Genomic DNA, 21,266 nt, shown 5'->3' with positions numbered 1-21,266 from the left:
ACACTATGGTATCAACATTGGCAATGGCCTCCCAGTCGCAACTGCTGGAAGGCCTGTCGGAAGCGGAATGCGATCGCGTCTACGAGGCGCTGCAGTTTGTCGTCCCGCTATATGCGACCAAGCAGGTCGTCACGCAGCAGAATGCCCTGCAATTTGTCGAGGGCGTCGTCTCTACGCTGGCGATGCTGCGCACGGATGTTGATACCCGCATCGCAGGTTTGCTATTCGAGTTGCCTGAACTGGCGCCATTGGCGGCAGAGCAGATAGAGGCCAAGTTTGGCCGGGAGATTGCAGATCTGGTATCCGGCATACGCCGCCTGATGCGCTTGCGTGAAGCCGCATTAACACAGCAGGAAGTCGGCCGCGGCAAGAACGCAGCGGAAAAAGCTTCCACGCAGATGGAAACCCTGCGCAAGATGGTGCTGGCAATGGCAACCGACATGCGCGTGGTGCTGGTGCGCCTAGCGTCACGGGTCACTACCTTGCGCTTCTTTGCGGAAACCAAGCGCGCAGACGGCGCTGCCCAGCAATACGCCAGCGAGACCATGGATCTGTATGCGCCGCTGGCCAACCGCCTCGGCGTATGGCAGCTAAAGTGGGAGCTGGAGGATCTGTCTTTCCGCTTCCTGGAGCCGGAGCAATACAAGCGCATTGCCAAGATGCTGGAAGAAAAGCGCCTGGAACGCGAGAGCTTTGTCATCTCTGCGATTGAGCGCCTGAACAAGGAGCTGAAGATTTCCGGCATCAAGGCCGAGGTCAGCGGCCGGCCCAAGCACATCTACAGCATCTGGAAAAAGATGAAGGGCAAGGATGTCAATTTTGATGAGCTCTACGATGTGCGCGCCTTCCGCGTCATTGTCGATGACGTCAAGGATTGCTATACCGTGCTGGGCATCGTTCACAATGCGTGGGCACCGATTCCCAAGGAATTTGACGATTACATTTCGCGCCCCAAGCCGAATGGCTACAAATCTCTGCATACGGTCGTTGTGGTGGAAGACGGCCGTCCGCTGGAAGTGCAGATACGTACACGTGAAATGCACCAGTTCGCGGAATATGGCGTTGCCGCCCACTGGCGCTACAAGGAAAGCGGCGGGTCCAATTTTTCCGCGCAAGAATACGATGAAAAAATTGCCTGGCTGAGGCAATTGCTGGCCTGGAAAACAGAAGTGGCCGACAGTGTGGTCGGCGAAGAGCAATTGCAGCGCGAATGGGTAGAGAAGCTGAAATCGGCAACCCTGGATGACCGCATCTATGTGCTGACGCCACAGGCGCGGGTCATAGAGCTGCCTTCCGGCTCCACCCCCGTTGATTTTGCCTATCACCTGCATACTGATGTCGGCCATCGCTGCCGCGGCGCACGTGTAGACAATGTAATGGTGCCGCTGAATACGCCTTTGAAAAATGGCCAGACGATAGAGATCATCACGCTCAAGAGCGGTTCCAACCAAGCCGGCCCATCGCGCGACTGGCTCAATACCGACTATTCCGCCAGCACCCGCACGCGGACCAAAATCCGCGCCTGGTTCAATGCGATAGATCAGCAGGAAACCCTGTCCAATGGCCGTGCCCTGGTGGAAAAAACCTTGCAGCGCGAGGGCAAGACTGCGATCAATCTGGAAGAGCTGGCGCAAAGGCTGGGCTTTGGCGCGCTGGATGAGTTGTTCCTCGCGGTGGGCAAGGATGAGTTCAGTCTGCGCCAGATAGAGAACCTGCTGCGCGATACCGGTACCGAGCAGGAACCGGATGAGCTCAGCATCACCAACAAGAGTCGCGCCTCCAGTGTCACGCAGGGCGCCAAGTCCGGCGTGCTGGTGGTCGGTACCGAAGGCTTGATGACGCAATTGGCGCGTTGCTGCAAGCCGGCGCCGCCGGATGAAATCGTCGGCTTCGTCACGCGGGGCAAGGGTGTTTCCATCCACAGGCTGACTTGCAAGAATTTTGCGGAAATGCGCAACAAGGCGCCCGAGCGCGTGATCCAGACTACCTGGGGAGATCACGGCAAGGAAACGGTATATCCGGTGGATATTTTCGTGCTGGCGCAGGACAGGCAGGGTTTGCTGCGGGATATTTCCGAAGTATTTTCCCGTGAAAAAATCAATGTGATCGGCGTCAATACGCAGAGCGCCAAATCACAGGCGCGCATGTCGTTCACCGCAGAGATTGGCGGCACTTCGCAATTGCAAAAAGCACTGACGGTGATCAGTGAAGTGAGCGGTGTGCTGGAAGTGCGCAGGCAGTAGTAGGTTTTAGGTTTACGGCTTTCCTGCAATAGAGTGAACCCAGGTTTCGCGGTCCTCTACCATGGGCGGTGTTTCCGCCTGTAGCGTGATATGGTCAATGCCGTGCTTCTCTAATAGCATGGTTTTAACCTTGCCGAGTATTTCGGGCCATGTTTGCAGGTCGCGTATTTCCAGATGGCCTATCAGCGCCGGAAATCCCGGTGACATTTCCCATACATGCAAGTCATGCACGGATAGCACACCGTCTATGGTCGTCAGGTCCTGGCCAACCTGCAGATAGTCTATCTTGTGCGGCACGCCTTCCATCAGGAAGTGATAAGACTCCATCAATACGCCCAAGGTGGATTTCAGGATCAGCAGCGACACGAAAATGGATAGCAGCGGATCGATCCGCATCCAGCCGGTGAAATAGATCACTGCACCGGAAACGATGGCGGCTACCGAGCCAAGCAAGTCGCCCATCACATGCACCAGAGCGGCTTTGGTATTGACGCTTTCCTTGTCATGCGACAGAACCCAGGCAACCACGAGATTGATCACCAGGCCTATGCTGGCCACCAGCATAACTGCGCCGCCTTGCACGACTTCAGGCTGGGACAGGCGCTGCACCGCCTCAAAGCTGATCCATCCTACCACCATCAGCATGGCCAGGCCGTTGACGAAAGCTGCCAGCGCTTCTGCACGGCCAAAGCCAAAAGAATTTTTCGCCGTCGGCGGTCGCTTGGCGATGATCTGCGCCAGCAGCGCCAGACCCAGGGCTGCGGCATCTGTCACCATATGGCCGGCGTCGGAAATCAACGCCAAAGAATTGGACCAGAAACCGAAGGCAGCTTCCACGCCCGCAAAGCCCAGCGTAAGGGCGAGCGCCCATGCCAGCACTGCCTGGCTGCGATGTTCGAAGAAATGATTATGCTCGGCATCGCCGTGGCGGTGCGCATGCAGTTCGGTACTTTGATCGGTAGAGGGTTTTGCGTGCATGGATCGTGAGGTCGACTATCTGTGTGAGGCGCGGTCAGCTAGTCTGGGTTTGAAATTGGAATGCATGGCCTGCATAGTTCGCAATAGTTTAGCTGTTTAAAGTGAAATGCTGATGAAAATCCACATTTTCTGCCTTACTATTTTTGCCGAAATAATGAGCAAATTGGGGTGGGTACTGGTGTTTGGGGAAATATTTTATTAAAAATTGCCTAAAAAAACTTTACGCGACTGGTGATCTTTGCTATAGTTTCGGCTCTTCGGGCGGTTAGTTCAGCTGGTTAGAATACTTGGTCGACATCCAAGGGGTCGCAGATTCGAATTCTGCACCGCCCACCAGAATTTATTTTGTAATTTATTACATAAGAGCGAGAAAGGCATCATGGTTATGACACCGCGAACTACGATCACTGCAACTTGTGAGCGACGCTAGTCGAGGTTCTTTTTCGTTTGTATGTATTGAAAAAAACGCGGCTATGCCGCGTTTTTTTTCGTCCGCATTTTTTCAGTAGTGTTTTTCAGCAAACTTACATTGCTGGCATGGAGAGCAAAATGATTTCAGTCCGACTTCCAGATGGTTCGCAGCGTCAATTTGAAGCGCCAGTTACTGTTGCCCAGGTGGCCGGCAGTATCGGCGCCGGTCTCGCCAAGGCGGCATTGGCCGGCAAGGTCAACGGCAAAGTGGTTGATACCTCTTACCTGATCGAAAACGATGTGGATCTGTCCATCGTCACTGATAAGGATGCGGATGGCCTGGATGTCATTCGCCACTCCACAGCGCACTTGCTGGCTTACGCAGTGAAAGAATTGTTCCCTGAAGCCCAGGTCACTATTGGTCCGGTCATTGAAAACGGCTTCTACTACGATTTTTCGTACAAGCGCCCGTTTACTCCGGACGATCTGGTCGCGATTGAAAAGAAAATGGCTGAGCTGGCCAAGAAAGACGAGCCTGTTACTCGCAAGGTATTGCCGCGCGATGAAGCTGTTGCCTACTTCAAATCGATAGGCGAGGCGTATAAGGCCGAGATCATCGGTTCCATCCCGCAAGGTGAGGATGTGTCGCTGTACACAGAGGGTAATTTCACTGATCTGTGCCGCGGCCCGCACGTGCCATCCACTGGCAAACTGAAAGTGTTCAAGCTGATGAAGCTGGCGGGCGCTTACTGGCGTGGCGACTCCAAGAACGAGATGCTGCAACGCGTGTACGGTACTGCGTTTGCCAAGAAGGAGGAGTTGGAAGCCTACCTGCATATGCTGGAAGAGGCGGAAAAACGCGACCACCGCAAGCTGGGCAAGGCGCTGGACCTGTTCCACTTCCAGGACGAAGCTCCGGGCCTGATTTTCTGGCATCCAAAGGGCTGGACTATCTGGCAGCAGGTTGAGCAATACATGCGCAAGGTATATCAGGATTGCGGCTACCAGGAAGTCAAGGGCCCGCAGATTCTGGACCGCACTTTGTGGGAGCGTACTGGCCACTGGGAAAACTATCGCGAGAACATGTTCTCCACTGAGTCGGAAAATCGCCACTATGCGTTGAAGCCGATGAACTGCCCAGGCCATGTGCAGATCTTCAATTCCAATATGCGCAGCTACCGCGAATTGCCCTTGCGTTTCGGCGAGTTTGGCCAATGCCACCGCAATGAGCCTTCCGGCGCTTTGCACGGCATCATGCGCGTGCGCGGCTTTACCCAGGATGACGGCCATATCTTCTGTACTGAAGAACAGATTTTGGCTGAGGTAACTGCTTTCCATCCGCAGGCGATGAAGGTATATGCTGATTTCGGTTTTGAAAACATCTTTATCAAGATCGCACTGCGTCCGGATAACCGCATCGGCTCCGACGAAGTCTGGGACACTGCGGAAGAGGCTCTGCGCTCTGCATTGCGCCAATGCGGCGTCACTTGGGAAGAGTTGCCGGGTGAAGGTGCGTTCTATGGTCCCAAGATTGAATATCACCTGAAGGACAGCCTTGGCCGCCCTTGGCAGGTTGGTACCATGCAGGTCGATTTCTCCATGCCTGGCCGTTTGGATGCAGAATATGTATCGGATGACAACTCCCGCAAAGTGCCAGTGATGTTGCACAGGGCGATTGTTGGCTCCATGGAACGTTTTATCGGTATCTTGATAGAAAATCATGCCGGTGCGATGCCGTTATGGTTGTCTCCTGTACAAATCGTCGTGCTGAATATCTCGGATGCACAGGCCGATTACGCCAAATCAGTAGCAGAAAACCTGAAGAAACAAGGGTTTAGAGTGCATTTGGATTTGCGTAACGAGAAGATTACCTATAAAATACGCGAGCATTCCGTTCAAAAACTGCCTTATATCATCGTTATCGGTGATAAGGAGAGGGATGCAAACACAGTGGCTGTGCGTACGCGTGGTAATCTGGACCTGGGGGCAATGCCTCTGGATGCCCTGGTAGATCGTCTGAAAAACGAGATCGACACCAAGGCCTGACCGGATAAGCCTGGCGAGGAAGCGCAGCCAATTTATTTAATTTTTGAAGGAAACTACAATAGCTACTGACAAGTCACATCGCATCAACGGTGAAATTACTGCGCTAGAAGTGCGCCTGAGCGGCGTTGAGAATGAGCCTTTAGGCATCGTTAAACTGGCAGAAGCTTTTCGTCTGGCCGAAGAAGCCAACGTTGATCTGGTTGAAATAGCGCCAACTGCCCAGCCGCCTGTTTGCCGTCTGATGGATTACGGCAAGTTCAAGTACCAGGAACAGAAGAAGGCGCACGAAGCCAAGCTGAAGCAAAAAGTCATTCTGGTCAAGGAAGTCAAGTTCCGCCCAGGTACGGATGATGGCGATTACAATATCAAATTGCGTAATCTGACCAAATTCCTGGACGATGGCGACAAGACCAAGATTACCTTGCGTTTCCGCGGCCGTGAAATGGCCCACCAGGAAATCGGTATGCGTATGCTGGAACGTCTGAAACTTGATCTGGAACCGTATGGCCAGGTAGAGCAGTTTCCAAAGATGGAAGGCCGTCAGATGATCATGATTCTGGCGCCTAAGAAGAAGAAGTAAACAGAAAAGATTTGTGATCGTTGCGATGAAAATCGCAACTGTCCGAATGGCGATGGACTAGATTTCATTGCCCAACAAGTGAGAGTAGGCATCCAAGCGCATCGTAATCGTTGCCACCTACAATCATGTTAAAAGTGGAGCTGTCGTAATAGACAGATAGTGTTATGCCAAAAATGAAGACGAAAAGCAGCGCGAAAAAGCGCTTCCGTGTACGTCCAGGTGGAACTGTCAAACGTGGTCAGGCTTTCAAACGCCACATCTTGACTAAGAAAACTACCAAAAACAAACGTCAGTTGCGCGGTGCAGTCGGTGTCCATGATACAAACATGGCTTCCGTAACTCGCATGATGCCAACAGCTTAACCTCATACTCAATATTTAAGGAGTTACTATGCCTAGAGTAAAACGTGGGGTTACAGCTCGTGCCCGTCATAAGAAAGTCCTCGACTTAGCCAAAGGCTATCGTGGTCGCCGTAGCAAGGTATACCGTATTGCCAAGCAAGCAGTTATGCGCGCTGGTCAATATGCATACCGTGATCGTCGTAACAAAAAACGTGTATTCCGCGCACTGTGGATTACCCGTATCAATGCAGCAACCCGTGAACATGGCATGACTTACAGCGTGTTCATGAACGGCCTGAAAAAAGCTTCTATCGAACTGGACCGTAAAGTCCTGGCCGATATGGCAGTGATGGACAAACCAGCGTTTGCTGCGATTGTTAATCAAGTTAAGGCTAACCTGGCTGCGTAATTGTTGTTATTAGATGCCGATGCACCTTGCGTGCGCCGGCAATCAGTGAGCGGGGCAGAGGTTGAATCCTATGCCCCGTTTTATTTTCAGATCACTATAGTGCCCTGTCCGAGCGGTACATCAGGCTATTGAGACATTCTCCTTGCCGACAGCGTTAATGCTAGTTAAGGCTAATTTCTCAACAACTTTTTGTTTTCAGCTCCCTTCAGCGGGAAAAAACGCATGAATCCCTTAGACCATCTCGTAACTCAAGCACGTGCAGATTTCGCTGCTGCCCAGGACGCTGCTGCCCTGGAAAATGCGAAAGCGCTATACCTGGGCAAGACCGGGCAAATTACCGAGCAAATGAAGAGCCTGGGCAAGCTGGCTCCCGACGAGCGCAAGGCGCAAGGCGCCATCATCAATGCCATCAAGGAACAAATTGAAAACGCGCTGACCGACAGGCGCGAAGCGCTGGCCAATGCGCAGATGCAGACGCGCCTGAATGCAGAAGCGATCGACGTCAGCCTGCCGGGCCGCGGCCGCGGCATGGGCGGCATCCATCCTGTCATGCGTACCTGGCAGCGCGTGGAAGAAATTTTCCGCTCCATCGGTTTTGACGTGGCCGACGGCCCTGAGATTGAAACCGACTGGACCAACTTCACTGCGCTGAACAGCCCGGAAAACCATCCTGCTCGTTCCATGCAGGATACCTTCTACATCGACGGCAAAGATTCCGACGGCAAGCAACTGCTGCTGCGCACGCACACCAGCCCTATGCAGGTGCGCTATGCGCGCATGAACCAGTCGCCGATCAAGGTCATCGCACCTGGTCGTACCTATCGCGTAGATAGCGACGCAACGCATTCTCCGATGTTTCATCAGGTAGAAGGCTTGTGGATTGCAGAAGACATTAGCTTCGCCGACCTGAAAGGCGTGTACCTGAATTTCGTCAAGGCCTTCTTTGAGACCGACGATCTGCAAGTGCGCTTCCGTCCTTCGTATTTCCCTTTTACCGAACCGTCCGCAGAGATCGATATTGCCTTCGGCATCGGTCCGCTGAAAGGCCGCTGGCTGGAAGTATCAGGCTCCGGCCAGGTGCATCCTACGGTGGTCAGGAACATGGGCCTGGACCCGGACAAGTTCATAGGTTTTGCTTTTGGTTCCGGCCTGGAGCGCCTGACGATGCTGCGTTACGGCATCAGCGACCTGCGCCTGTTCTATGAAGGCGACCTGCGCTTCCTGAAGCAATTCAATTAAATAAATCCGCGGCTGCAGTGAAATTTACTGCAGGACCGCGATCTATAAAACAAGCACATTTCCACGGCTGAATTATGCAATTTTCCGAAAACTGGCTCCGTACCATGGTAGATCCGAAGATGACTTCGGATGAACTGTCGCACCTGCTGACTATGTCAGGACTGGAAGTAGAGGACATCGATCCTGTCGCTCCTCCGTTCTCCAATGTTGTTGTGGCTGAAATCCTGGAGATCGCCAAGCACCCGAATGCTGATCGGCTGAATGTCTGCCAGGTCAATGTCGGTACCGGCACCATCCTGAATATCGTCTGCGGCGCGCCGAATGTGCGCGTGGGCATGAAAGTGCCTTGCGCGATGGTGGGCGCAGTGTTGCCTCCAGGCGAAGACGGCAAGGCCTTTGAAATCAAGCTTGGCCAGTTGCGCGGTGTTGAATCGCAAGGCATGTTGTGCTCTGCTCGCGAATTGAAACTGTCTGAAGACCACGGCGGCTTGCTGGACTTGCCGGCAGACGCGCCGGTAGGCCAGAACTTCCGCGATTACTATCAGCTGAACGACCTGAAGTTCACGATCAAGCTGACACCGAACAAGGCAGATTGCCTGTCCGTGCTGGGCGTTGCGCGCGAAGTTTCCGCGCTGACAGGCACGCCGCTGACCTTGCCTGAAGTACGCGAAGTGGCAGTTACCCTGCAAGACAAATTGCCGGTGAAAATTTCCGCGCCCGACCTGTGCGGCCGTTTCAGTGGCCGTATCATACGCGGTGTGAATGCCAAGGCGCCAACCCCGGACTGGATGAAGCAAAGGCTGGAACGCAGCGGTCAGCGTCCGATCTCGGCACTGGTGGATATTTCCAATTATGTGATGCTGGAAATGGGCCGTCCTAGCCATGTATTCGATCTGGACAAGATCCATGGCGGGCTGGATGTGCGCTGGGGCAAGCCGGGCGAATCGTTGAAGCTGCTGAACGGCAATACTGTTGCTGTTGATGACTGGGTCGGCGTTATTTCCGACGACAAAGAAATTGAATCGCTGGCCGGTATTATGGGCGGCGATTCCACTGCGGTGACACTGGACACGCAGAACATCTATCTGGAAGCAGCATTCTGGTGGCCGCAGGCGATACAGGGCAGGGCACGCAAATATAACTTCTCTACCGATGCGGCGCACCGCTTTGAACGCGGCGTGGACTTCGCTACTACCGTGGAGCATATCGAGCGCATCACCGCGCTGATCGTGGAAATCTGCGGCGGTGCAGGGCAAGTAACGGTCGGTCCGGTAGACGACCATATCGTCAACCTGCCACAACGCCCGGCTGTCAAGCTGCGTACCGCGCGTGCGGTGAAGGTCATTGGCGTGCCGTTGACGGACGAGGTCATTGCCGACATTTTCACACGTCTGGGACTGGTATTTACGCAGACAGCAGGAGAATTCCTGGTGACGCCGCCATCCTATCGCTTCGATATAGAAATCGAAGAAGATCTGATCGAGGAAGTCGCCCGCGTGTATGGTTTTGAAAACATCCCGGCCTTGCCGCCTGTGGCTGCAAATACCATGTTGATCGCGCCGGAAAATCACCGTTCGCTATTCACCGTGCGCCGCCAGGTTGCCGACCTGGATTATCAGGAAGTGGTCAACTTCAGTTTCGTCGAAGAAGCCTGGGAAAAAGATTTCGCCGGCAATACCAATCCTATCAAGCTGCTGAACCCTATCGCCAGCCAGATGAGTGTGATGCGCTCCAGCCTGGTGGCCAGCCTGGTTGCGAATGCCCGCTATAACCTGAACCGCAAGCTCAACCGCGTGCGCGTGTTTGAGATCGGCGCTGTTTATTTGCGCGACAACAATGTGCCTGACGGCCCGTTGACGGTGGCTGGTTACAACCAGCCCAAGCGTCTGGCAGCATTGGCCTATGGTCCGGTAGCAGATGAGCAATGGGGCCAGGACACGCGTAACGTTGATTTCTTCGACGTGAAAGCGGATCTGGAAGCATTGTTTGCACCGCGCGTATTGCGCTTCATCAAGACGGAGCATCCAGCCCTGCATCCGGGCCGTTCCGCGCGCATAGAGTGCGATGGGCAAGCCGTCGGCGTGATCGGTGAATTGCACCCGCGCCTACAACAAAAGTATGACCTGCCTTTGGCTCCGGTCGTGTTTGAGGTTGATACGGCGGCTTTGCAGTCCATGCAAGTACCCGCTTACCGCGAAATATCCAAATTCCAGGCCGTGACACGCGATCTGGCATTGGTGGTCAAGCAGGCAATCTCCACCCAGGATTTGCTGGATGCCTTCGCCGCTGAGGCAAGTTCCAGCGAAGCGTGTAAAATCATGCAAGCCGTTGTTTTATTTGATGAATATCGCGGCAAGGGTTTGGAAAATGACGAAAAAAGTCTTGCTTTCCGCTTTACCTTGCAAGATACTCAAAGTACCTTGCAAGACGATAAAGTAGAAGCCGCAATGGCCGCTTTTGTCGCTGTTGCAACTGCCAAGTGTGCTGCAAGAATGCGTTGATAGGGGGAGACTTGGTTCGCGCCTGTTTTAATAAGCCGAATCAATAAGTCGGATCAATAGATAAAAGGCCGAGAGCCTGCTTCAATAGTGCGCTGAACCTGGTTGTATCTGGAGTGGGCGCTGTTGAATTAATAAGTAAGTAGGGATTGAAAATAATGAATGACGTGACTTCCGCTGAGCTTCAATCGGTTCTGGATGCAGATTTGAACCGTGCGATGCGTGAAGCCAAAGCGCGCTCACAAGCCGAAAAAGAACTGCCGACCTTGACCAAGGCCGAGTTGGCAGAGCTGCTTTTCGAGCAAGTGGGCTTGAATAAACGCGAAGCCAAAGATATGGTGGAAACCTTCTTTGACGAAATCCGCAATGCGCTGGAAAGAGGCGAGGCCGTCAAACTGTCCGGCTTCGGCAACTTCCAGTTGCGCGACAAACCGCAGCGCCCCGGCCGCAATCCTAAAACCGGCGAAGAAATTCCCATTACAGCGCGCCGCGTTGTTACCTTCCACGCCAGCCAAAAACTAAAGGGCATGGTGGATGAAGTCGGTAATGAACCTCTTGCCCACGCTGCCTGATTTAATCTATGAGCGAAACTAAGATAGAAGCTTTTGTTTTGCCGCCGATTCCGGCGAAGCGTTATTTCACCATCGGTGAAGTCAGCGACCTGTGCGGCGTTAAGCCGCATGTGTTGCGCTACTGGGAGCAGGAATTTACCCAGCTGAAACCGGTCAAGCGCCGCGGCAACCGGCGCTATTATCAGCATCATGAAGTGCTGCTGATACGCCGCATACGCGAGCTTTTGTATGAGCAGGGTTTCACCATCAATGGCGCCCGCAACAAGCTCAATATGCATGTAAATGGCAGCAGTGCCAATGACGACCAGATTGACGATACAGCAAGCCCGCCGTTGAACCTGGTTGCGATACGCAGCGAGCTCACATCCATCCTGTCTTTGCTGACAAAATAAGCTTGCTTGTACCCTTTGCCGCTCGGCAAAGGGTATTTTCTAAACTCTGCAAGTCCTTTCCCCTTGGCTTTTTTTTACGCGTCAACCCCGTCATGACCTTTCGGTCGGACTGCCATTCCGCTCTTATTATTTGCTTATATCCTTCAGGTAATTCGGCTCGCCTTCCAATTTTTAATAAAAAGACAAATTTTCGCGCGATACGGGAGAATTTGGAAATATCTGGGTTTATTGTCGCAAACTGAGCATACCCACCCCTTTGGAGGGGCGTATCTGTTTTGTATTTATGATATAAAGACTTGTACTCAACACTTGAGGAGTGCAATTTGTCTAATCCAACGACAGGAGAATGATGATGAAAAGAATTTTGCCATTGCTGGCGATTCCTCTCGCACTGGCAGTCAGCTTGCCAGCTTTCGCCCAGGCATCTGCAGATGCTTCGGCCAGCGCCAAGCCCGGTAAAACCCGTGCAGAAGTAAAAGCTGAAACCAAGGCTGCGGCCAAGTCCGGGGAGTTGAATCAGAATGTCGATGTGCCTGACACACCGAAAAAAACACCAAAAGGCTCCGGTAATTCCCGTGCCGAGGTGAAAGCGGATGTGAAAGCGGCCCGTAAAACAGGCGAGCTGGATAAAAACCTCGACCTCGATCCTTTGCCAGTGAAAAAAGCGGACAAAGCCAACAGCAGGCCCCGTGCTGAAGTGAAAGCGGAAGCCAAGGCTGCGGCCAAAGCCAATGAAAACATAGATATCCCGAAAAAATGATTTAAGGCTGTAACGCCGGGTATCAAAAGAAATAGCTGGAAACGGGCCGCTGATGCGGCCCGTTTTTATTTTGCTTTTGCTTTCCATGCCAGCGTACCGATACTCATAACATACTTGCCGTCACAGGTGGTTTGCTGCATATGATTATTACTATTTGTATGAATCCTGCACAGGCAAGCCTCTGAACATTGCCGATTCATAAGCAAAACCCCATACTGTAAAACACCTTTTTGCATCAGCGCTTCTATCTCACAGGGGGCTAGCTTGAATTTTCTGCGCCGTTTTTCCATACAAAAGAAGCTGATGCTCAGCATGGGTCTATGCCTGCTGATCTTCCTGATTATCTCCACGACCTTGAGTATCACGATGACCGGCAATGGCATCCGTGAGCGGGTAGTGCAGCAAGAACTTCCGGCCGTGGTGGGCGAGATACGCAATGACATCCTGCGCCAGATTGCAGAGCCGCTGGCGCTGTCCAAGGGCATTGCCAACAACACCTATCTGCAGGATTGGGAAAACGCCGGCCTGCCGGATGAGGGCCTGGCAAACTGGCAGCGCTATACCAAACAGATCAAGGATAAAGCCAAGGCGGCCACGGTATTCTGGGTGTCTGCCGCCACCGGCAAATATTTTACCGAGGCGGGGCTGAATCGCACGCTGGATAAAGCCAGCGCCAATGACCAGTGGTTTTACGGCTTCCTGTCAGGCGGCAAGCCTTATACGCTGGATATCGACAAGGACGTCAGCTCCAGCGTCTATATGCTGTTCATTAATTTCCGCTTTGAAGCGGGCGAGGGCAAATCGGGCATTGCCGGCCTGGGTTTGTCGGTAGACGAGCTGGCCAACACGATACGCAGCTATCACGTAGGTAAATCCGGTTACGTTTATCTGGTCCGCGCCAATGGCAGTCTGTTGATTCACAAGGATCCCGTTCTGGTTGACGGCAAGCACTTCCTGAAAGACTTGCCCGGATACAGCCAGGAGCTCAGCGGCAAGTTGCTGGGCGGTGAAAAATTCACCAGCGCCACCTATTCGGCGCCGTCCGGCAAGCAGATCGTTGCATCCTCTTTTGTGCCGGAATTGAATGCCTATGTGATCGCCGAAGTGCCGGAGGCAGAAGTGCTGGGCAGTGTGATGAAATCGGCGGCCGTGTCTGCGCTGGTGGCCGGCCTGGTGGGCGGCGGCATAGGCCTGTTCGTAATTTTCCTGATCAGCCGGGCGATTGCCGCGCCGGTGGCGCGTGCTGCCAATATGCTAGGTGAAATTGCCGATGGCAATGGCGACCTCAGCCGCCGCATGCAGGTGGAATCTGAAGATGAAATTGGCGCGCTGGCCGATTCCTTCAATCGCTTTGTGTCATCGCTGAACCGTACAATCAGCGAAGTACGTAGCAGCACGGACACCATCGCAACTGCCTCCAGCGAAATCGCAGCCGGCAACCTTGATCTGTCTTCCCGCACCGAAGACCAGGCCTCCAGCCTGGAAGAAACAGCGGCGACGATGGATGAACTGACGGCCACCGTAAAACAAAATGCCGACAATGCGCGGCAGGCGAACCAGCTTGTCGTTTCCGCTTCAGACTACGCGGTGAAAGGCGGCGAAGTCGTGGGCCAAGTGGTGAATACCATGGGGTCGATCAAGGATAGTTCACGCAAGATCGTGGATATCATCGGCGTCATCGATGGCATCGCCTTCCAGACCAATATCCTGGCGCTAAATGCGGCAGTGGAGGCGGCGCGGGCAGGCGAGCAGGGACGCGGGTTTGCGGTAGTGGCTTCAGAAGTGCGTAACCTGGCGCAGCGCTCTGCAAGTGCGGCCAAAGAAATTAAAGAGCTGATCGGTGATTCGGTGGACAAGGTCGATCTGGGCGGCAAGCTGGTGGACCAGGCTGGCGTGACGATGGAGCAGATAGTCACGTCGGTAAAACAGGTTGCCGACATCATGGGCGAGATCGCTGCTGCCAGCCACGAGCAAAGCGAGGGCATAGGACAAATCAACCAGGCGATTACGCAAATGGATAACGCGACCCAGCAAAATGCGGCGCTGGTGGAGCAGGCTGCAGCTGCAGCGCAATCACTGCAGGATCAGGCTGCCAATCTGGCCCAGGTAGTCAGCGTATTCAAGCTGGATCAAGCGCAGGTGTTGATGCCTGCTGCAGCAAGTGCGCGGCCATTAAGGATAGGCGCAGCATAGGGCCTGCCGCCTGCAGTTCCGAGGTGGAAAGTTTAGAAGTGTTCCAGCGGCAAGCTCACTCCGGCACCGGCCAGCAGTGCTTGTCGTGCCAGCCGCGTTTCTGCATTCGGTGCCGGATGTTTTTTGTACAGGTGCAGCATCACTTCGATGATTTTTTCATCGTGCGTATTCCCCCTGCGCATATTTTCGGGCGCGGTGGCGCTGCTCTTGTGGATGACTACCGAGTTGATCGGTAAGTAGCCCAGCGTGCGACCCTTCAGACAATCCAGCAGGAAATCCCAGTCTTCGTAAATGATCAGATCGGTATCGTACTTGACCGGCATGACGATGCGGCTGTCATACACCAGGCTGCTGTTCGGAATGCGGTTGCGCACATACACGCTATTTTGCGTGACATCGGCGATGGATACATCCATCGTGGAAAGATACTGCGGCGGCGATACCGTGCGGTCTTCGTTGAGTATCTTGAAATCGCAAAACAGGATTTCCGGCGAGGAGTCGCCTATGCCGTCAGCCAAAGCCTGCAGGTGGCCAGGCTCAAAGGTATCGTCATCATCCAGGAATATCACATAACGGGATTTGACCAGCGACAGACCCATGTTGCGGCTCTCTGCCGGGCCGCCTATGCCGCTGCGTATCACATACACATAGCGGCCTGTCAGCTGTGCCAACTCTTCATACGGGGGCAGGTAGCCGGAAGAATCCGCCACGATCACCACCGTGAAATCCTTGTAGGTTTGCGCAATAAGCGACTGCAAGGTACGGCGCAATAGCAGAGGGCGGTCATGGGTAGGTATGATGACGGTAAACATGCTGGTGCTCCGAAAATATGGCCATTAATAGGAGCACTAAAACGTGCGCCAGGTAATCAATATGACGCCTGCCGGCAGTCGTAGCCTAGTTTACCGGATAATTCCCGTGCTGCGCTAAAATTGCCTGCCCAGGCCCGGAGTGCTATCCTCGTAGCCTATGATTATTCATGCTCTAGTGCAGAAAACGGCTGCAGCCAGCCTGTGCCGAGCTTACCAGTCACCGAGAATCCGCAATGCAGACAGAGTCGCCCGTAAAAAAGAACATACTGATCGTATGCAGCCATTTCTGGCCGTCCGTAGGCGGCCTGGAGGCGAGCATGGGGCAATTGAGCAGAGAGCTGGTCGCTGCGGGTTATCAGGTAAGCGTGATGACGCTGGCCTTTTCGGCTCGCACCAGCGACATGCACAATGGCGTGCGCATCATCAGTGTCGACATGCCCGATTTTGCGCTCGCGATACGCAATGCTGTGGCCTCAGGCGAGTTTGATACCTGCATCCTGATCCAGGACCCGCTGGGCAATATCATCTGGAGCGTGGAAGGCTTGAGCCCGCCGCCCAGAACCAAAGTGTTCATCCAGCCCATCATCAATGAAGACGGTTATGGCCGCTGGAAGGACAACGCTGATTTTCGTTCGCGCCTGACTGCCATCCTGAAAGCTGCCGATGCCGCACTGGTGATGACCAGGAGCGGGCCGGATACCCGCTATATGCAAGAGGATGGAATAGCGCACGTTTATTTGCCGAATGCCATCAGCCAGATGGCGCCTGCCGGCGATTTCCGCAAGCAGTTCGGCATTCCTGCAGACCGCTTCGTAATACTGCATGTGGCCAACCTGTATTGGGTCAAGAACCATGTAGGTCTCATTGATGCCTTGCCGGATTTGCCGGCGTCATGGCAACTGGTCATGATAGGCAACCTGACTGGCGCTGCAGACTGCGTGAGCGCGGTGCAGGCCAAACTGGCTACCCGGCCGGACATACTGTTCATTCCCGGCTTGCCGCCAGAATGGGTATCTGCCGCGATGGAAGCCTGCGATGTCGCGGTGCTGGCTTCGCATGGCGAAGGATCGCCGATCACGATACTGGAGGCCATGTCGCACAGCAAGCCATGGCTGGCGACGCCGCAATGCGGCGCTGCCAACGACCACCTTGGCGGCCTGATCTCGGACTTGAAGGATTTCAAGGGCAAGCTGCGGGTGCTGACCGATTATCCGGCCATACGCCGCGAACTTGGGCAGATCAGCTATGAACACTGGAAGCAATGCTATTCATGGGATGTGGCGTTGCGCGGCTGGACCGACCTGATAGAGCAGGGCAGGCTACAGCGCGAGTTTGTGCCTGAGCCCGCACTGGCTGGCCAAATGCAGGAGTTGCGCACATCGATCACCAAGGCATTGCAGGAACAGCAAGATATCGCCCTTCCGGGCACTGATGGCACCTCGCGCAAGCCAGGCAGGCCTGCACTGACGGTCTTGCTGGACCAGCGTGGTAGCGCGCGAGATCAGCAGGCCGGGGGCTTGGTCGCTGAACTGTCCAGGGATTTTACGCTCCAGGTGTCCTATCTGCAGGACAATCCGGATGGTCCGGTCGCCGGTATGGACTTGCTGTTGGACTTGTCCGGCCACGAGCAACTGCCGCAGGCATGGCTTGTGCCTCCCAACCGCGTGGTGCGCTACCTGGATACCTATTTGCCGGGTAATGCCGCCTTGGCCAACGCGGCAAGTTTTATAAGCTCTACGGCCTTGATCGAAGCCCGCTACGCAGGCCTTTGCGACATCACGCATTGCGAACTGGGCGTTGATTTTTCCATTTTCAATATTGAGAACCGCAATGTCGACGGCCCGGCATTGTTTGGCTGGGCCGGCAATGTGAACCTGAACCGGCAGGACGTATTTGATGTGTTGATACCTGCGATGCGCGAAGATATCAAGGTAGCGATCGCCGATCCATCGCTGTCCCCGCGTGAGGCGGCGCTGTTCTACAAGTCGGTGGATGTCGTGCTGGTACTGTCGGCGACGGAGCAGAAGTTGCCCGCTATCCAGGATGCGATGGCTTGCGGCGTTTTTCCTGTCTGCGTCAATGCTGCTGGCGTGCAGGAATTGATCAGCGATAAACGCAACGGCTTGCTGGTGGAGCGCAGTCCTGAGGCCTTGCGCGCTGCAATGCAATGGTGCGCGGAAAACATCACCACTGTACGGCAGGCAGGATACGTCAATGCCAATGCAATTGCGCTGGCACACAGTACGCGCTATGCAAGCAATGCGTGGAAAGAAGTGCTGTGGCGCACTCTCAGAAAAGCTGAAAGCGCGCCGCGCCTCCAGAATTAGGCTCGCCAACCAGGACGCAGCTAAATAGCCCGTTTGATCTTGATATTGGCATCCGCCGGTATCATGCCCAGCCTTTGCCCATGATGCTTCAAGTAGATCCAGCTATTCCGCTCGTGTACAAAAATTGCCGGGTTGCTGGATGTGTGATCGTCATGGATGCGGAATTCGCTCAGCATATCCATGAGGAAGACGGCGTCGCCGCGGCTTAGCAAGTTCAGATACATTGTCACATCACCGGCGCCATGGGTGAACTCTCCTGCAAATGTCATTACGCAAGCCTGCAAGGAGAGCGCATCATCTCTCCGGAACATGACGGATGAAGGAGGGCCAATATAATTGCGTCCTGTCGCCAAGGTAAACGCTGCCAGGCTGAGGCCACTGATCTCGCAACTGGCGTTGGCAACTGAGATGGACTGTGATTCTATTCTTTCTCCGCTCGCATTGATCGTATAGCGTCGTGATATCGCTAGCGTAGAAGCTGGGCACTTTTGCATTGCAGCCACCATGCGCTCCACACAATCGGATAGCAGGCAATCGTCGTCATACAGCGGCTTGATCAACTGGCCGCGCGCTTCCTGTATGCCGCGAGTCAGGCTCATGGCCTCACCCAGTCGCGGCGTATTCTTCAGGTAACGAATCCGCTGCGGCGCGGCACTAGCCTGTATCAGCTTGAATATCTGCTCATCGCTGCTATCATCCAAAACCAGTATTTCAATATTAGCGTAGGTCTGGTTCAATGCGCTTTCTATGGCGGCGCCGAAATAACGTGCCTTGTATCCTGGAATGACAATGCTGACCAGCGGAGTTTCCTCCAATGCCGGCTTCCATGGAGAAAATTCAATGACGAGCTTGGAGCTATCGGCACTGCCATGGCTCGCCAGTGCCGGAATGCTGCTCGTGTCTGCCTGTTGGCGTACTGGATTGTCCAGGCCGGCAAAACGGGCGGAGCGTATCAGTTCATGTGCGTTGTAGAGCCATTGCCTGCCATTGCCACGCATTTGCATGTTCAAGGATTCTGCACGGTTATCTATCCACTCGCGCTTGGCTGCGTCTGCTTTGGGGGCTTGCCAATTCTCCGTCACGTAAGCAGCGACGACATGATCCAGATCGGGGGTGAGGATTCTCAGGGTTCCGCCTGGCGTTAAAACACGCCTGCATTCGCGAAGAAAGGCCAGACCTTGGCCTTGGTCGAGGTATTCAATGAAGTTATCGCAAAAAATGCCCTCAATGGACTGATCAGGGAAGGGGATGCCGGTGGTGACATCGTGCTGCAGATCAGCGCCGGCGGATTGATCTATATGGATGAATCCTGGGATGGCAGTGTTACCCCTGCCTATGTTTAAAAAACGCTCTGGCATACTGTTGATCCTAAGCTTCCTGGATGACTGAAATGATCTTGTCTTGTTCTGCTTCGCCCAGTGTTGGATAAATGGGCAGGCAAATTACTTGATTGGCGCTCTGGCGAGCAACAGGCAAGTTGGCGGGCGTGGCGGAAGGCAAGCCACGGTACATAGGGAAATCGCTGATCAGCGGGTAAAAATAACGGCGCGCAAAAATACCGTTATCGCGCAGCTTCTGATATAGCGCATCTCGGCTGATCGGGTAGTCCGGCCTGATCATGATAGGGAAGTAGGCATAGTTGGCCACTTTTTCTCCGGCGCTGGGTACGCAGTAGATGCCGGCCACGTCGGCCAGTGCACTGCGATAGCGTTCGTCAATCACCTTGCGCTTTTCCAGCGCGCCCTGTATGCCTTTTAACTGCAGCAACCCAAGCGCTGCATTGAACTCGCTCATCTTGCCGTTAATGCCCGGCGCAACCACGGTGACCTCATCCACAAAACCGAAATTTTTCAGATGGTCTATGCGCTGCTTGGTCTTGGCATCGGGGCAGATGATGGCGCCGCCCTCAAAGGTGTTGAACACCTTGGTCGCATGGAAGCTCAGCACCGCTAGGTCGCCGTAGTTGAGTATGCTGCCAGCCTCGTTTTGCACGCCGAAGGCATGGGCAGCGTCATAGATGACCTTCAGCCCGTAGGTATCGGCAATCTTTTGTATGCGCTCCACGTCGCAAGGATGGCCGTAGCAATGCACAGGCATGATGGCGGTAGTCTGGGGCGTGATTGCTGCTTCAATGGCATCCGGGTCCATGTTCAGCGTAACAGGATCGATGTCGATAAAAACCGGCTTGACGCCGGTCCACAACAGCGAATGCGCGGTCGCGACAAAAGAATAAGGGGTAGTGATCACCTCGCCGGTAATCCGCAGCGCCTGCAGTGCGGTGATCAGCGCAATCGTCGCATTGGTAAATAGAGCGATATGCTTGACGCCCAGGTACTCGCACAGTGCATCTTCCAGTTGCTTGTGGAAAGGGCCGCCATTGGTCAAGACTTTGCTATCCCAAATTTGTTGCAAATAAGGAATGAAATCTTCCAGCGGTGGCAGTGCCGGTTCAGTAACGTAAATAGGTTTCATTGATAGATCCGGAGATAGGGGGCTGCTTTATCATGATTGACAGGATTAAAGACCGCATCGCCAACGGCTCCAGCCTTTCAGCGAGCCTTTCAGGGTAAATGCAGCCTTCTCTGTGTACTTTGTCATCATCTCTCACAGCAAGACCTTTTGGCAAGCGCCGTCTTTGCGGCAGGGATGTCTGATGGGTGGGGCAGCATACCCTTATTGGCATGCCAAACAGCTATAATTTGCCCACAAAAAGTCGCTTTGCTGACATATCTCCAAGGCGACCGAAATGGACTTTAGCGTAAAGGATGGAGCATGAAATTATTCGGTATCGTGGGCGCAGGCGGCTTTGGCCGGGAAGTAATGCCGCTGGCCAGACAATGGATGCAATCCCCGCACAGCGGCGAACAGGATGCTGAACTGGTCTTCGTGGTTGAAAATGACTACCCCATCCCGCAAAAACAGGTCAATGGCCATCGCGTGCTAAGCATGGATGAGTTCCTGTCCGCGTCCGTAGCCGAGCGCCGCTTCAACATCGCCATCGGTAACTCCGCAGCACGCGAAAGAATCGCCAACAGCATTCCCGCCGATCTGGCCACGCCGTTTTCCGTCGTCGCAGCCAACCACGTTTCGCTGGACAATAATGTCATCGGCGAGGGCGCCGTGCTGTGCAGCTTTTCACACATCACGTCCAACACGAAAATCGGCCGCTACTTCCATTGCAATATGTATTCCTATGTGACGCATGATTGCGTGATCGGCGATTTCGTCACCTTCGCCCCCGGCGTGAAGTGCAACGGCCGCGTCATCATAGAAGACCACGTCTACATCGGTACCGGCGTCATCATCAAGGATGCAAGCGATGGGCCAATCGTGATAGGCCGCGGCGCCGTCATCGGCATGGGGGCAGTAATTTCCAAGAGCGTTGCCCCCGGGACTACCTGCATGCCCATGCTGCGCATGGCGGAGATGCCGGCTGCGGGGTAGTAACTCCCACCATTGCCGACA

The 21,266-nt window shown here is 54.2% G+C and carries 17 protein-coding genes and 1 tRNA gene; 14 read left to right on the top strand and 4 right to left on the bottom strand.

Annotated features, from left to right (window positions below):
- The first annotated feature begins 5 nt into the window (after nucleotides 1–5).
- Nucleotides 6–2,243: a RelA/SpoT family protein gene (locus IEW12_RS09375; RefSeq protein WP_188565808.1), complete on the top strand. Its 2,238-nt coding sequence runs from the start codon at nucleotides 6–8 to the stop codon at nucleotides 2,241–2,243.
- Between the two features lie 12 nt (nucleotides 2,244–2,255).
- On the opposite strand, the gene IEW12_RS09370 is transcribed toward IEW12_RS09375, so the two are convergent.
- Nucleotides 2,256–3,221, bottom strand: a complete 966-nt coding sequence (locus tag IEW12_RS09370) for a cation diffusion facilitator family transporter (RefSeq protein WP_188565807.1) — start codon at nucleotides 3,219–3,221, stop codon at nucleotides 2,256–2,258.
- 259 nt (nucleotides 3,222–3,480) lie between these two features.
- Between IEW12_RS09370 and IEW12_RS09365 the strand changes: the two genes are divergently transcribed.
- The 11 genes from IEW12_RS09365 to IEW12_RS09315 all read left to right on the top strand — a co-directional run bounded on the left by IEW12_RS09365 (nucleotide 3,481) and on the right by IEW12_RS09315 (nucleotide 14,662).
- Nucleotides 3,481–3,557: transfer RNA gene (locus IEW12_RS09365), tRNA-Val, on the top strand.
- A 213-nt stretch (nucleotides 3,558–3,770) separates the two neighbouring features.
- The gene (gene thrS / locus IEW12_RS09360; protein ID WP_188565806.1) at nucleotides 3,771–5,678 is read left to right on the top strand and encodes a threonine--tRNA ligase; all 1,908 of its coding nucleotides are present in this window, start codon (nucleotides 3,771–3,773) and stop codon (nucleotides 5,676–5,678) included.
- Nucleotides 5,679–5,721: 43 nt separating this feature from the next.
- On the top strand, nucleotides 5,722–6,258 hold the full coding sequence (gene infC, locus IEW12_RS09355; RefSeq protein ID WP_188565805.1) for a translation initiation factor IF-3: 537 nt from the start codon (nucleotides 5,722–5,724) through the stop codon (nucleotides 6,256–6,258).
- A 164-nt stretch (nucleotides 6,259–6,422) separates the two neighbouring features.
- Complete coding sequence (rpmI, locus tag IEW12_RS09350) at nucleotides 6,423–6,620, top strand: 50S ribosomal protein L35 (RefSeq protein ID WP_188565804.1); 198 nt, start codon at nucleotides 6,423–6,425, stop codon at nucleotides 6,618–6,620.
- A gap of 28 nt (nucleotides 6,621–6,648) precedes the next feature.
- A complete protein-coding gene (gene rplT, locus IEW12_RS09345; RefSeq protein ID WP_188565803.1) occupies nucleotides 6,649–7,008 on the top strand; it encodes a 50S ribosomal protein L20 in 360 nt (119 codons plus the stop codon).
- A gap of 222 nt (nucleotides 7,009–7,230) precedes the next feature.
- Nucleotides 7,231–8,247: a phenylalanine--tRNA ligase subunit alpha gene (gene pheS / locus IEW12_RS09340; protein WP_188565802.1), complete on the top strand. Its 1,017-nt coding sequence runs from the start codon at nucleotides 7,231–7,233 to the stop codon at nucleotides 8,245–8,247.
- 74 nt (nucleotides 8,248–8,321) lie between these two features.
- Nucleotides 8,322–10,748, top strand: a complete 2,427-nt coding sequence (gene pheT, locus IEW12_RS09335; RefSeq protein WP_188565801.1) for a phenylalanine--tRNA ligase subunit beta — start codon at nucleotides 8,322–8,324, stop codon at nucleotides 10,746–10,748.
- Between the two features lie 215 nt (nucleotides 10,749–10,963).
- On the top strand, nucleotides 10,964–11,317 hold the full coding sequence (locus tag IEW12_RS09330; protein WP_503826890.1) for an integration host factor subunit alpha: 354 nt from the start codon (nucleotides 10,964–10,966) through the stop codon (nucleotides 11,315–11,317).
- A gap of 8 nt (nucleotides 11,318–11,325) precedes the next feature.
- Nucleotides 11,326–11,709 carry a MerR family transcriptional regulator gene (locus IEW12_RS09325; RefSeq protein WP_188565799.1) on the top strand — a complete coding sequence of 128 codons (384 nt, stop codon included), beginning with the start codon at nucleotides 11,326–11,328 and terminating at the stop codon, nucleotides 11,707–11,709.
- Nucleotides 11,710–12,061: 352 nt separating this feature from the next.
- Nucleotides 12,062–12,469 (top strand): DUF4148 domain-containing protein, encoded by a 408-nt coding sequence (locus tag IEW12_RS09320; protein ID WP_188565798.1) that lies wholly within the window; start codon nucleotides 12,062–12,064, stop codon nucleotides 12,467–12,469.
- A 264-nt stretch (nucleotides 12,470–12,733) separates the two neighbouring features.
- Nucleotides 12,734–14,662 carry a methyl-accepting chemotaxis protein gene (locus tag IEW12_RS09315; RefSeq protein ID WP_229751021.1) on the top strand — a complete coding sequence of 643 codons (1,929 nt, stop codon included), beginning with the start codon at nucleotides 12,734–12,736 and terminating at the stop codon, nucleotides 14,660–14,662.
- A 32-nt stretch (nucleotides 14,663–14,694) separates the two neighbouring features.
- Here the strand turns inward: IEW12_RS09315 and IEW12_RS09310 are convergent, their stop codons facing one another.
- The gene (locus IEW12_RS09310; RefSeq protein ID WP_188565797.1) at nucleotides 14,695–15,474 is read right to left on the bottom strand and encodes a glycosyltransferase family 2 protein; all 780 of its coding nucleotides are present in this window, start codon (nucleotides 15,472–15,474) and stop codon (nucleotides 14,695–14,697) included.
- Nucleotides 15,475–15,791: 317 nt separating this feature from the next.
- Between IEW12_RS09310 and IEW12_RS09305 the strand changes: the two genes are divergently transcribed.
- Complete coding sequence (locus IEW12_RS09305) at nucleotides 15,792–17,801, top strand: glycosyltransferase family 4 protein (RefSeq protein ID WP_188565796.1); 2,010 nt, start codon at nucleotides 15,792–15,794, stop codon at nucleotides 17,799–17,801.
- 20 nt (nucleotides 17,802–17,821) lie between these two features.
- On the opposite strand, the gene IEW12_RS09300 is transcribed toward IEW12_RS09305, so the two are convergent.
- Together IEW12_RS09300 and vioA are read right to left on the bottom strand one after the other, a co-directional pair.
- Complete coding sequence (locus tag IEW12_RS09300) at nucleotides 17,822–19,159, bottom strand: glycosyltransferase (RefSeq protein WP_188565795.1); 1,338 nt, start codon at nucleotides 19,157–19,159, stop codon at nucleotides 17,822–17,824.
- A 10-nt stretch (nucleotides 19,160–19,169) separates the two neighbouring features.
- The gene (vioA, locus tag IEW12_RS09295) at nucleotides 19,170–20,273 is read right to left on the bottom strand and encodes a dTDP-4-amino-4,6-dideoxy-D-glucose aminotransferase VioA (RefSeq protein ID WP_188565794.1); all 1,104 of its coding nucleotides are present in this window, start codon (nucleotides 20,271–20,273) and stop codon (nucleotides 19,170–19,172) included.
- A gap of 300 nt (nucleotides 20,274–20,573) precedes the next feature.
- Here vioA and IEW12_RS09290 point away from each other — a divergent pair, with 300 nt between their 5' ends.
- Nucleotides 20,574–21,245, top strand: coding sequence for an acetyltransferase (locus tag IEW12_RS09290; RefSeq protein ID WP_188565793.1), 672 nt, complete (start codon nucleotides 20,574–20,576; stop codon nucleotides 21,243–21,245).
- Nucleotides 21,246–21,266 lie beyond the last annotated feature (21 nt).

It is taken from the genome of Parundibacterium terreum (genome assembly GCF_014636315.1).
GTDB classification, from domain to species: domain Bacteria; phylum Pseudomonadota; class Gammaproteobacteria; order Burkholderiales; family Burkholderiaceae_D; genus Undibacterium; species Undibacterium terreum.
This window is presented reverse-complemented; position numbering and strand designations above follow the sequence as displayed.